The sequence below is a fragment of the Paenibacillus ginsengarvi genome (assembly GCF_003626695.1).
Lineage (GTDB): Bacteria > Bacillota > Bacilli > Paenibacillales > NBRC-103111 > Paenibacillus_AB > Paenibacillus_AB ginsengarvi.
Map to the genome: position 1 here is coordinate 1 of NZ_RBAH01000022.1, position 12,472 is coordinate 12,472.

The following is a 12,472-nucleotide window of genomic DNA, read 5'->3' on the forward strand; positions in this document are numbered from 1 at the left end:
TGGTCCGTCTGTAACACGGGTTCGTGACACCAAGAAAGTACGACCTACCTTCGCCAGCCCAGTACCAGTATGGACAATATTTTCATTCATCAGTGGTGCCGCAAAGCAGCATGTTTGTCTGTAACGTAAAGAAAAACAGTCTATACTTCGTTTCGTTTGGCGCTTACCCAACTTAAACTTCCTCTATCGCTCAAAGAAACATTTGACATTGCGGACAATTGTCCGTAATATGATGTTTGCGGACAATTGTCCGCTCTATTATACCATATACAAACGGATCGGGTAAGGAGGAACCCTTATGGGTCAATCGCAAGCTGCCGGAGGGGCGCCGGAATTTAAAATGTCCAGTATCATTGTACCCTTAATCGCCATTATTTTCGGCATCTTTATGGTTATTCTCGACTCCACGGCGATGAACGTCGCCTTGTCCAAGCTCGTCGTCGACTTTCAAACCGACCTGCCGACGATCCAGTGGGCGGTCACCGGCTATATGCTGGCGACGGCAGCCGTCATTCCGCTCGCCGGTTGGCTGTCCGACCGGTTTGGAGCGAAACAGGTATTTTTAGCCTCCGTCGTCCTGTTTACGATCGCTTCCTTGCTGTGCGCTACGCCGAACAGCGCGGGCATGCTGATCACGTTTCGGGTTCTTCAGGGGCTAGGCGGCGGCTTCGTTATGCCGGTCGCGATGGCCTATGTGTATCGGCTTAGTCCGCCGAACAAGATCGGCCAAGTGATGGGTATGCTCGGCGTTCCGGTTTTACTGGCGCCGGCGATCGGTCCGGTGTTGTCCGGCTGGCTCGTAGAATACCATTCATGGCATTGGATCTTTCTGATCAACTTGCCGGTCGGCATCTTCGCTTTCGTTTTCGGTTTGTGGAAGCTGCCGGCAGCGGCTCGTAAAAAAGTAGCCGGATTTGACTTGCCCGGCATGATTCTCGGACCGATCGCCTTTGCAGCGCTGTCGTACGGCGTTACGCAAGGGGCGGAAGGATGGACGTCCAGCAAAACGCTCGCCGGGCTAATTATCGGGGGAGTGGCGCTGATCGCCTTCATCATTGTCGAGCTGCGGGCCAAAATTCCGCTGCTGGAGCTGCGCGTATTCCGTTCGGTAGATTTCTCGTTTGGCATATTCGTGCAATGGGTGCTGCAATTTTCGCTATTCGGCGCGATATTCCTGCTGCCGCAATTTCTGCAACAAGCTCGCGGTTATGGCGCTTTTGACACCGGCTTGACCCTGTTTCCGCAGGCGCTGGCGTCTGCGGTTATGATGCCGCTGGGTGGGTACCTGTTCGATAAAATCGGCGTCAGATGGCTGGTTGTGGCCGGTCTGAGTCTGGTCTCGGGCGCAATCTACCAATACTCGCACGTGGATTTGACGACCGAGGGACGAGATCTGATCGTGCCGCTGCTTATGGCGGGAGCGGGAATGGGGCTTATGATGATGCCGCTTAATTCGCACCTGATCGGCAAGGCGCCGCGCGAATTGGTCAGCCGGGTGACGTCGCTCACGAGCGCGATGCAGCAGGTCGTCAACTCGTTCGCCGTCGCTACGCTTGTGACGATACTGTCCTCGCGTATGACGACGCTGATTGCAGACAATCAGGTGCAGGCGGCGACTCCGGCCGACATGCAGAAGGCGATGCTGTCGCTGGCGCCGGATGCGTTCGGTTATACGTTCGGCGTGATGCTGGTCGTTGCGGTCGTCGGCATTTTCCTCGGCTTGTTCCTGCGCCGCGGCACGGTCAAGGCCGAATCGGCGACCGGACGGGAAGCCGCTTTTGAAGCTATGCACTGACCGATTATACAACGTATACAGAAGCGCCGAACTTGCCTCCACATGCGCGGCTCAACTTGCTATAATAAGAAACGAAGCCAGGCATAAGAAGTTGTGTAACGGAGGGATGGCATGGTTGGAAGCGGTCTTTTATCAGTAACGTTCCGCAAGCTGAGCCCTGTCGACGTAATCCGGTTGACGGGGGAAGCCGGTTTGCAGGCGATCGAGTGGGGCGGGGACATTCACGTGCCGCACGGTGATGTCAAAGCGGCTGCGGAGGTCGGGCGTTTGACGGCGGAAAGCGGCATTCGAGTCGCTTCGTACGGCTCGTATTACCGGGCGGGCATTCCCGATTCGGCCAAAGTCGGGTTTGCCAGTGTACTGGAAACGGCGATCGCCCTGGGCGCTCCGTCCATTCGCGTATGGGCGGGAGACAAAGGCTCGGCCGACACGGACGAAGCATGGCGGGAACAGGTAGCCGCAGATACGCGGGCCATCGCCGAGATAGCTATGAAGGAAGGCGTAACGATCGATTTTGAGTACCACGCGCGGACGCTTACCGATACGGCTGATTCCGCCGTTCTCCTGATGGAATTGATCGATCACCCGAATGTGCGCTGCAATTGGCAGCCTCCAGTAAATGAAACGTTCGAACAGAGACTCGACGGATTAAAGCGCATTTCGCCGTGGCTGGCGAACGTTCATGTCTTTCATTGGGGAGTCGGAGTGAAATATCCGCTAGCGGATGGCTCGGACGACTGGCTTCGGTACATACAGGCTGTCCGGGAAACGGAAAAGCGCGCCTATCTGATGCTGGAGTTCGTTAAGGACGAGAGTCCCGAACAATTTCTGCGGGATGCGGAGACGCTGAAGCGTTTGATTGCAGATTAAATTAGAGACAGGCTGCCTTCGGGCGGCCTTTTTCTGTTTCCGGCATTGCTATATCGGAAAGAAAACACTGACATACGGTTGTCAGTAATGATCGTTTATACTCATTGTATAAACAAACGAAGGGGACCGGAGCATTGGCAATGATCGTGGATAAAATCGTAGAAGTGCACACTCGGGAGGAGTGGCGAAACTGGCTGAGCGACCATCATACCGGCGAACCTTACTGCTGGGTGCTCACTACTAAAGATGAACCCGTCACCTACCTCGACTTGGTCGAAGAAGCCTTGTGTTTCGGCTGGATCGATAGCACTCGCAAAAAAATGAACGAAACGCAAACCGCGCAGCGTTACTCACCCCGGAGAAAAAACAGCAACTGGACCGAGCTCAACAAGGAGCGTGTCCGGCGATTAGACCGGTTAGGCTTGATGACGGAGGCGGGAAGGAAAGTATTGCCGGATATGTCGGCCGAATCGTTTACGATTGATGAAGCGATTTTGGCGGAACTGCGCCAGGATGAGGCGTTATATCGCCATTTCCAACATATGCCGGAGCTTTATGTCAGAATCAAGCTGGATAACATTCAGTCCGTGCGAAGCGATGCCGAGTTGTATCGGAAACGGTTAACTAAATTCATCGAGCATACCCGTAACAATCGAATGTATGGCGATTGGAACGATGACGGGCGGCTATAAAGTGGGCTAAATGGCAGCCTGTCGTGCCGCCGTCCTGCGAACCAGCCGTTGCAAACGGAGAGTGAGAAGCGAGTTGCGGTAAAAAAGCGGAACTAAAGGTTCCGCTAAGCGAGCGGTAGCGGAGGTGAAAGTTCCGTTAAAGCAGGCGGAACGCTGCTGGACGGGACATAGAGGAAGCAAAAGTTCCGCTATGGCGGCCAATTGCCCAAGTGCAGCTAGACATAATGGGCAATAAAGGAAGCGGAGCTTCCTCTAAGCCGTCGACGTTGGCTCGCAAAGAGGCGTTAGCGGAAGCGAAAGTTCCGCAAAAGCAGCGGCCACTGCGGTTTGCAAGGAGAGTTGTTGGCGCTCCCTTCATAGCACGACGTAGAGCCATTCTCTGAAGAAACCGTCCGCCAGGACGGTTTTTCTAATTAATAAACTTGGGTCAGAACTTTTTCTACTCGCGCAGGATCATTTAAGCTTAATTGAAATTTACAATAACATTTATTACTCGGCGTGTTAGCATAAATGTAGTCATTCTATGGGTTATGTACTTTAGATGTAGCAGTATGCCATTCAACAAAATGAAAGGGCAAAGGGGAGACCATGAGGATTACATCCAATCATCTGCAAACTCAGATTGTAAAACGCATAAGTATTCAGTTTCTGCTTTCCCTTCCCGAAGGGTACGAGGACGAAGAGATAGAATGGGGACTTATTCTTTTCTTGCACGGAATGGATAGGAGAGGCGAAGATATGTCTAAGCTGGAGAATTACGGGATTCTCGGTATCGGCAAAGGACTGTCACTTCCATTTATTATTGCTGTCCCCCAATGTCCTACTGAATCGTACTGGAACATGGAACGCGACGCTGTTGTGGCTTTGATAACTGAACTTACTGCTAATTACCGTGTAGATTCCAACCGTATTTATTTAATCGGATACAGCATGGGGGCATACGGGATTTGGGATTTAGCCATCCATTATCCAGATATGTTTGCGGCAATTGTTCCTATAAGTTCCGGCGGGCAAGTCTCTAAAGCTGCCCGGTTAAAGACTACGCCTGTGTGGGCTTTTCACGGGGCTTTGGATAATATTGTACCGATTGAACAAATGACCGGAATGATCCATGCCGTCGAGCAGTATCAATCAAACATCAAACTTACTATGTACCCGGAATTGGGACATGACATCTTGGAATGCACCCTTAACAAGCAAGAACTTTATGAATGGTTATTGGAACATAAGAAAGAAACGGGGACCAAGACATGATAACCAAAACAATCGACGGCGTTTCATTCGAACTAAAAGAAGATTTCGACTTCGATTTCCTGTCCTCATACGGAAACGTATTCGCTGTATTCGATAAGCAGGATTCCGGATACATCTGCTTCGGCGTTCAGAACGAAAACCGAAAGCTGTTTTTGAAGGTAGCCGGAGCGTCAACGATGAGAAGTCACGTAAGTCAAGAAGAAGCGATAGCCCGATTGAAATCAACCGTGCCGATTTACGAGGATTTGGCTCATCCGAGTCTCCTTCCCATCATCGAACATAAAGAAATAAACGCGGGATTCGTCACTGTTTTCGAATGGTTCGAGGGCGAATGTATGGGCAAACAATACGAGGCTCACGCCAAATTCGCGGATTTGCCAATCGGCGAAAAAGAAAAGCTGTACCGGGAAATTGTACGGTTCCATGTGCATGTGCACAAGTGCGGCTATATCGCCATCGATTTTTACGACGGCTGCATGATGTATAACTTTGACACCAAACAAACGAGGCTATGCGATGTCGAGCTGTATAGCAAGATGCCGGTTATCAATACGATGGGGCGCATGTGGGGATCGAGCCGGTTTATGTCGCCGGAGGAGTTTCAATTGGGGGCGCACATCGACGAGAGGTCGAACGTTTATACGATGGGGGCTACGGCCTTCCAATTGTTCGGGGGTGGAACAGACCGGTCATTCGATCAATGGAAGGCCGGTGCTGAATTGTATGCCTTCGCTCTAAAGGCGGTCTCCAAGGAAAAAGAAGATCGCTATCCAACCATTGAGGAGTACTTCAGCGACTTTTTCGAAAAGATTCCAGAGTCATCGATTGTGTCGCAAACCGAAAAAAACCGTCAGGGCGATCTTCCCTGACGGTTTTTGTTAGCTTGAATGAATCTGCTTCTATAGCTGAGATGACAGCAGGCGTGCGTCATTACGTGAGCTATTTCAGCGCGTCGATCGCTTTTTGTCCGGCCTCTTGCGCTTCGCGCAAGGCGGTGTTGACGTCCTTCGTTCCTTGAGCGACGTCGGCGAACGCTTTGCTGAACACGGATTGCACGGCAATCGTTTCCTTGTTCCAAGATATCGGGCCCGCCATCTTGCCCGGAAGCAGAGCCTTCACATTTTTATCCTTCAAATACGGATACGCGGTGCCGAACTGATCGCGGACCTGCTTGTTTTTTAAGGAAGTGGCGTCCCCCTGCTTGACCAATTCGGTTTGCGTCTCGTCCGACAGCATGGAAGCAACGGCAAGAAACGCTTCGCTGCGGTGCTTGCTGTTTGCGGAAACGAGCATGTATGTCGGAGCCGGCGGCGGGCCTACATCGGGCAGTTCCTTGAATGTCGGATAAGCGGCAACGTCCCAGTTGAAATCCCATTCGTTGATGCGCGGGAAATCGCCGATCGTTGCAAACCACATCGCCGATGTTTTGTTTTTGGTAAATGCTTCCTTCACTTTGGGGCCGTTCAGTAGATCGGGGTTGGGGCCGCTGCCGAGCTGATAAAACCGGGTAAAGCTGTCCACATACGGCTTCCAGAAGTTGTCCTCAAACGTCGGCTTGCGGGTTTTCGGATCAACCAATTCGTGACCGTATTGATTTAACGTCAGCAGGTTGCCGTACGAGCCGAAGGAAATGCCGGTATACGACACGCCTGCGTCCGTCCGTGTAAGGAGCCGGGCTTTCTCGTAAATTTCATCCCACGTCATTCCGTCCTTCAAATATGGGACACCGAACTTGTCGAAAATGTCTTTGTTGTAATACAGCGCCAGGGCGTTGATTTTATAAGGGAGCCCGACAATGGATCCGTTCGCGATACGCCTCATCGTCTCCAGGGGCGAAGGCTCGATGCGATTCAAATCGTACTTGTAGGTAGTGACCAGATCGGAAATATCGGACAGCAGCCCCAAGTCCGCCAGCTTCTGAAGCTGCCCTTGCGAGGCGATGATGACATCGAGGTTCTGTTTGGCCGCTACCGTATCTTCGATCGTTGTTCCTGTTCCGGTCTGAATAAAGTTGAAGCGAACGTTCGGATATTGCTTCTGAATATGCTTGCCGACCAAGCCCATAAACTTCTCGGTGCTCCAATCGGCGTACATATAATAAAAGGTCAGTTCGACCGGCTCGTTAATCGCAGCTTGGGGAACTTTCGTCTGCTCACCGGGATCGGCGGCGTTGTTGTTGGTGGCCGTTTTTGGAGAACAGGCCGATAAAGCGATAACGGTCGACAAGGAAATCATCGTCAAGCTGGACCAATGACGTATAGTGCCGTTCATGTGCATCACTCCGTTTTGTAGTGGTTGCGGAGACCGCCGGTATTGCAGACAGCCATTTTGCGGTTGCCGTGCCCTCCTTTCTTCGGTTCTGCCCGTTGCCCCCATAAATATTGTTCTCTGTCCGTAATTCCATCATAGGGGAAGCGTTTTCCTTTTAAAATGCATTTTATTTATGTATACTGTATACAAAATTTCCACAATGTCAACCGCGAAGGAGAGTGAGGGAGATGAATTCGGCCGCGTTGGTCAGCTGCATTCCCAGCCTGATCTTTTGGCAATATTGGGAGCGAAAGATGAAATTTTTGCTCTACAAGGACATCTACCGGCATTGGGTTATTTTTGCCGTGGAGGAAGGTTCGTTTTATTATGAAATTAACAGCGTAAAAGGTACGGCTTCGCCCGGCGATCTCGTTTTATGCCCCCCGGAGACGGCCTTTTGTCGAATTGTTATGTCGCAGCTTACCTTTTTTGTAATCCGACTGCACTGGAAAACCGCCGACGGACGCGAGCTGGAGCCGGACGGGCTCCATAACATCCCTGTCGGTAAAATCAATATTCAGGACACGGGCCGGCTGACCGCCAATTTCGAAGCGATGAAACGGCTTCGCGAGCGATTTGAGCCGCTTGACATGATCAAGGGCAACCACTATTTGCACGATATTTGGCTGCTCTTCTGCGAAGAATTAAGCGCGGATGAACAATCGGCCGAACCGGCCCAAGCGAAGCAGTCGGACGAAGTGACCCAAAAGGCCCGTTCGCTGATACAAAAGCACGCGCTGGAAACGATCAGCCTGAAGGAAATCGCTTCCTCTCTGGGCATTAGCGCCGTGCAGTTGACCAAAAAATTCAAGACGGCCTATGATGTCACCCCCATTCAATATTTGACCTCGATTCGGTTGAACAAGGCGAAAAAGCTGTTATTGGAAACGAACATGACTTTGGAAAAAATATCCGAATGCTGCGGCTACCAGAACGGCTATTACCTGAATCGCATTTTTATGAAGCATTTGAACGTGACTCCTACGCAGTTTCGCAAAACTCATCGCGTTTGACGGAGGAAGAGATGAATATATGAATAGACACGGAGAAGAAAAAATAGTTCTCAACATAATGTAGCGGGCGGTAACGCGCAAGATGTGGTAGAATGGGTGCAACCCCTATTCGAGGTGATAGACGTGTCCGAACAACTGGACAAACCTAATGCCGAACCAAACGGCGAAGTGAGAAAAATTACGCTGGCTGAAGCGATGAAGCGCAAGCTGGAACAGAAAAAACAGGCGTCCGCCAAAACGAAAGATCTGCAAAACGGACACCACACGACCGACGTCAAACAAATGAAAACCCAAATCAACAAAAAACCGAACAACCAAAAAAGACGGACGGGGGTTTAGTTTCCCCGGATCGCTCAAACACGCGAACAGGCAAAGCCGGAAACGAGGCTTTGCCTGTTTCGGCGTTACCGGACCCTCAGCAAAACGTTGCCTAAATCGAAACGGGGGATTAAGATGGTAGCACAGCTATTTTACCGGGAGGCAGAACCGTTTGAAAATCAAAGTATTGATAGCCGACGACAATTCGTTTATTCGGGAAGGTTTGAAAATCATCCTGCTCAGCTTCGAGGAGTTCGATGTCGTGGGCACGGCGGAGGATGGGGCCGAGGCGGTCGCTTTCTGTAAAAGCAACAAGGTCGACGTGGCGCTGCTCGACGTGCGGATGCCGAATATGAACGGTGTGGAGGCAACTCGGCTGATAACCGAGCAGACGAGCGTTAAGCCGCTTATCCTTACCACGTTCGACGACGACGAATATATTCTTGAGGCGGTGCAGTCGGGCGCGCGCGGGTATTTGCTCAAAAATAACGACCCCGAGCGCATACGCGACGCGATTAAGAGCGTCTACCACAATCATCACGTGCTGCAGGATGTCGTTCTCGACAAAATCAAATCGAATCTGGCGGCGGGGGCAGGCGGAACCGCGGCGCAGACCGCTTCTCCGGAGCAGGGGGAGGCGCAGGCAAATCTTACAGAAGGCCATAAAATCGACCGCAGCCTGTTCACCGAACGGGAGCTCGAGGTAATGGAGCGAATCGCGAACGGGCTGTCCAACAAGGAAATCGCCAAAAAGCTGTTCATCTCCGAAGGAACGGTCGCCAATTATATTACTTCGGTTTTAAACAAAACGGGTCTGGAGCATCGGACGCAAATCGCGATTTATTATTTGACGGGCGAAACGAGAATGTCGGACGAATGAGAGAAGACGAACAAAGGTCTCCCTTGCAGCCCGAGCTGTGGGCGATCGGGAATAAGGCGGTGCTGCTTGGCTACGTCATTGCCGCCGCCTTCCTAAACGATCCCTCGTCTGCGGTCGCGTCGTGGCATATGCTCGTCTATTTGCTGTATCTCGCGATCAATGTAACGATTCTGATCTTCAAGGCGCCTTCTGCCAAATGGCTGCTGGCCGCAGCTTCGGTCGCCCTCGCCGTTTATGCCGCCTTTCGTCTCGAGCCGCTGCTGCTTCTGCTGCTGCCTGCGAACCTGTGCGAGCTGGCCGAGCGGTTTGCGAGAAAAAGACTTGCTGCCTTACTTTTGGTCCTGTTTGCGGTGCTGCTTGTCCCCTACAGCCTGATACCCTCTTATTTGCTGTGCGGCTTGTTGAGCTATCTGTTATATGCGTACGGCGGCGCGTTAAGCGATAAGCTCGGGAGGCTCGAGAAGGAGCGCGAGCGGATGCGTGCAGATTTGCAGCGGCTAGCCCGCATGCTGAGCGAGAATCACGAATATATTCGGCAGTCCGAATATACGATCAAGCTCGAGGAGCGGAACCGGCTGTCCCAGCAAATTCACGACGATGTCGGACATGCGATGGCGGGTGCGCTTTTCCAGATGGAGGCGTCGCGGCTGCTGATGCAGACGAACCGGGACAAGGCATCCGAGCTGCTTGGCAATGCGATCTCCATCTCCAAGGAAGGGCTCGAGCGGATTCGTCAAACGCTGAAAGATATGAAGCCGCGAGCGGAGGAGCTGGGAGTGAACCGTCTCCGTCTGTTCGTCGACGAGCTGTCGGCCAAAGAAACGGTAACCGCGACGCTGAGCTGCGACGGCGATATCGACGTCATTACGCCGATCCAGTGGAAGATCATTCAGCAGAACGCTACCGAAGCGGTAACGAATGCGCTCAAATACGCGAAAGCTTCCGCTATTCATATCGAAATCCGGGTGCTGAACAAATTCATCAAGGCGGTTGTTTCCGACAACGGGGTCGGGGCGGAGAAGGTCGTCAAAGGGCTCGGCATCGTCGGCATGGAGGAGCGGGCCGCGTCGGTGGGGGGAACCGTGATCGTCGACGGGGCGAAGGGGTTTAGCGTTACGACGCTGCTGCCGTACGAGAGCCGGTGAATATAATCACGCGTATACAATGTGAATATTCTCATAGTCGGAGGATGAACTTATGCACTGACATAAGGGCATCCTCTTTTATTACAATACAGACATAATAGAAGCGAGGAGAGATTCGAGTGAGCAACGTACTGGAAATTCGCGGCTTGACCAAAAAATTCGGCGATTTCATTGCCGTCGACAATATGACGCTGAACGTGCGCGAAGGGGAAATTTTCGGCTTCCTCGGCGCAAACGGAGCGGGCAAAAGCACGACGATCAACATGATCGCATCGCTGCTGCGCTATACGAAGGGCGAAATCGGGCTGCTCGGCAAAAATATCGAAAAAAACGGCAAATTCGCCAAAATGAACATCGGCATCGTACCGCAGGATCTGGCTATCTATGAGGATATGACCGCTTATGAGAATGTGAGCTTTTTCGCCGGCTTGTACGGGCTTCGCGGGGCGCTGCTGAAGGAACGGACCGAGGAAGCGCTCGAATTCGTCGGGCTCGGCGACAAGCACAAGAGCTTTCCGAAAAACTTCTCGGGCGGCATGAAGCGCCGACTGAATATCGCCTGCGCGATCGCGCACCGGCCGAAGCTGATTATTATGGATGAACCGACGGTGGGGATCGACCCCCATTCGCGCAACTACATTTTGAACTCGGTGCGCAAGCTCAACGAGATGGGCTGCACGATCATTTATACGAGCCACTACATGGAGGAAGTCGAAGAAATCTGTACCCGCATCGCCATCGTCGATCACGGCAAAGTGATCGCGGAAGGAACGAAGGAGCAGCTCAAGGCGATCATTACCGATTCGAAGGAAATCTGGATCGGCGTAAAAACGAACGTCTCGCTGCCGATCGAGCCGCTGAAGGGTATTCAAGGCGTCGACTCGGTCCGGCTGGAGGAGCACATGCTGAAGATCGTCTCCAAGGCGGAGGTGGGCAATTTAAACCGGATCATTCAGCAGCTGATCAAAGACCAGGTGGAGATTCGCTCGGTCGAGGAGCAGGCGCCGAACCTGGAAACGGTGTTCCTGACCTTGACCGGCCGGAACTTGCGGGACTAGGGGGAGATGGCGATGAACATCTGGCATATTGCGGTCAAGGAAATCCGCTCGAACCTTCGCGACACCCGGACGTTTCTGTTTATGCTGGCCTTTCCAATCGTAATGATGCTCATACTCGGTACGGCGCTCTCGAACGCGTTCGGGTCGGGTTCGAACGTTGGCGACTTGTGGCTGCTGGTGAAGCAGCAAACGTCGAATACGCAGCTTGCGACTGCATGGGTCGGATTCGCGGAATCGCTCGGCCGGGAAGGCGTCAAGATCGACCGTGCGGAGCCGGGCGTTGACGGCCGGGAGGAAGTTCGCACAGGTCGTTACGCCGCTTATGCGGAAGTGGGCGATGACGGCATCCGCTTTTACGGCAGCAGCAAAAATAGGATCGAAAGCGATATTTTGCAAGGCATGCTGACGGCGTTCGCGGGACGTTACTCGCTTGTGTCCGCCGCTTACGGAATCGACCCCGCTTCGGCGCCGGCCCTCGCGAGCGGCTCCGGGCCAAGCGGCGATTTCGTCAAGGAGACGGCGCTGAATCCGGGCAAAAAGCCGGGCTCGATCGACTATTATGCCATTGCGATGACGACGATGATCGCGCTGTATTCCGTCATGTCCGCCAGCTCGTTGTTCCGCGGCGAGCGCACCCGCCACACGTCGATCCGGCTGATGGCGGCTCCCGTCAGCAGAGGGGAAATTTTCATCGGCAAAATCGCCGGCTGCACCTTCATCAACCTGCTTTGCATTATGGCCGTGTTCCTGTTCAGCAAATTCGCGTTTGGCGCCGATTGGGGCACGCATTACGGAGCGGTGATTCTCGTTCTGCTCACCGAAGTGATACTCGCCGTCAGCCTCGGGCTTGGCGTAAGCTTCTTGGTCAAGGGCGACGGAGCAAGCTCGGTCATGACCATTTTCACGCAGATCGCTTCTTTTATCGGCGGGGCGTATTTTCCGATCGGCGATACGGAAGGGTTTATGAGCGTGCTGACGCAGCTGTCGCCGCTGCGCTGGGCGAATACGGCTTTGATGCAAATCATTTACAACGACAATGCCGCAGCCGTCTGGCCGGTAGTACTGGTCAATATCGGCGTCGCCGTCGCTTTTCTGATCGTCGCCGTTTACTCCATGCACAAACGGGAGGCGTTATAA

The 12,472-nt window shown here is 52.8% G+C and carries 12 protein-coding genes; 11 read left to right on the forward strand and 1 reads right to left on the reverse strand.

Annotated features, from left to right (window positions below):
* The first annotated feature begins 298 nt into the window (after positions 1 to 298).
* From D7M11_RS25065 to D7M11_RS25085, 5 genes are all read left to right on the forward strand, one after another.
* The gene (locus D7M11_RS25065; RefSeq protein ID WP_120750011.1) at positions 299 to 1,795 is read left to right on the forward strand and encodes an MDR family MFS transporter; all 1,497 of its coding nucleotides are present in this window, start codon (positions 299 to 301) and stop codon (positions 1,793 to 1,795) included.
* 111 nt (positions 1,796 to 1,906) lie between these two features.
* Entirely contained in the window at positions 1,907 to 2,665 is a 759-nt protein-coding gene (locus D7M11_RS25070) for a sugar phosphate isomerase/epimerase family protein (RefSeq protein ID WP_120750012.1), read from the forward strand.
* A gap of 140 nt (positions 2,666 to 2,805) precedes the next feature.
* Positions 2,806 to 3,357: a YdeI/OmpD-associated family protein gene (locus D7M11_RS25075; RefSeq protein ID WP_120750013.1), complete on the forward strand. Its 552-nt coding sequence runs from the start codon at positions 2,806 to 2,808 to the stop codon at positions 3,355 to 3,357.
* Between the two features lie 738 nt (positions 3,358 to 4,095).
* A complete protein-coding gene (locus tag D7M11_RS25080) occupies positions 4,096 to 4,611 on the forward strand; it encodes a carboxylesterase family protein (RefSeq protein WP_158606823.1) in 516 nt (171 codons plus the stop codon).
* Positions 4,608 to 5,480, forward strand: coding sequence for a serine/threonine-protein kinase (locus D7M11_RS25085; protein WP_120750015.1), 873 nt, complete (start codon positions 4,608 to 4,610; stop codon positions 5,478 to 5,480). The genes D7M11_RS25080 and D7M11_RS25085 overlap by 4 nt, the downstream gene beginning before the upstream one ends.
* A 70-nt stretch (positions 5,481 to 5,550) precedes the next feature.
* Here the strand turns inward: D7M11_RS25085 and D7M11_RS25090 are convergent, their stop codons facing one another.
* Entirely contained in the window at positions 5,551 to 6,882 is a 1,332-nt protein-coding gene (locus D7M11_RS25090; RefSeq protein WP_158606824.1) for an extracellular solute-binding protein, read from the reverse strand.
* Between the two features lie 227 nt (positions 6,883 to 7,109).
* On the opposite strand from D7M11_RS25090, the gene D7M11_RS25095 reads away from it, so the two are divergent.
* The 6 genes from D7M11_RS25095 to D7M11_RS25120 all read left to right on the forward strand — a co-directional run bounded on the left by D7M11_RS25095 (position 7,110) and on the right by D7M11_RS25120 (position 12,472).
* Entirely contained in the window at positions 7,110 to 7,934 is an 825-nt protein-coding gene (locus tag D7M11_RS25095) for a helix-turn-helix domain-containing protein (protein WP_120750017.1), read from the forward strand.
* Between the two features lie 123 nt (positions 7,935 to 8,057).
* A complete protein-coding gene (locus D7M11_RS25100) occupies positions 8,058 to 8,273 on the forward strand; it encodes a hypothetical protein (protein ID WP_120750018.1) in 216 nt (71 codons plus the stop codon).
* 151 nt (positions 8,274 to 8,424) lie between these two features.
* Entirely contained in the window at positions 8,425 to 9,132 is a 708-nt protein-coding gene (locus tag D7M11_RS25105) for a response regulator transcription factor (protein ID WP_120750019.1), read from the forward strand.
* Positions 9,129 to 10,277, forward strand: coding sequence for a sensor histidine kinase (locus D7M11_RS25110; RefSeq protein ID WP_120750020.1), 1,149 nt, complete (start codon positions 9,129 to 9,131; stop codon positions 10,275 to 10,277). The genes D7M11_RS25105 and D7M11_RS25110 overlap by 4 nt, the downstream gene beginning before the upstream one ends.
* Before the next feature lie 119 nt (positions 10,278 to 10,396).
* Positions 10,397 to 11,335, forward strand: coding sequence for an ABC transporter ATP-binding protein (locus D7M11_RS25115; RefSeq protein ID WP_120750021.1), 939 nt, complete (start codon positions 10,397 to 10,399; stop codon positions 11,333 to 11,335).
* A gap of 12 nt (positions 11,336 to 11,347) precedes the next feature.
* Positions 11,348 to 12,472, forward strand: a complete 1,125-nt coding sequence (locus tag D7M11_RS25120; RefSeq protein WP_120750022.1) for an ABC transporter permease — start codon at positions 11,348 to 11,350, stop codon at positions 12,470 to 12,472.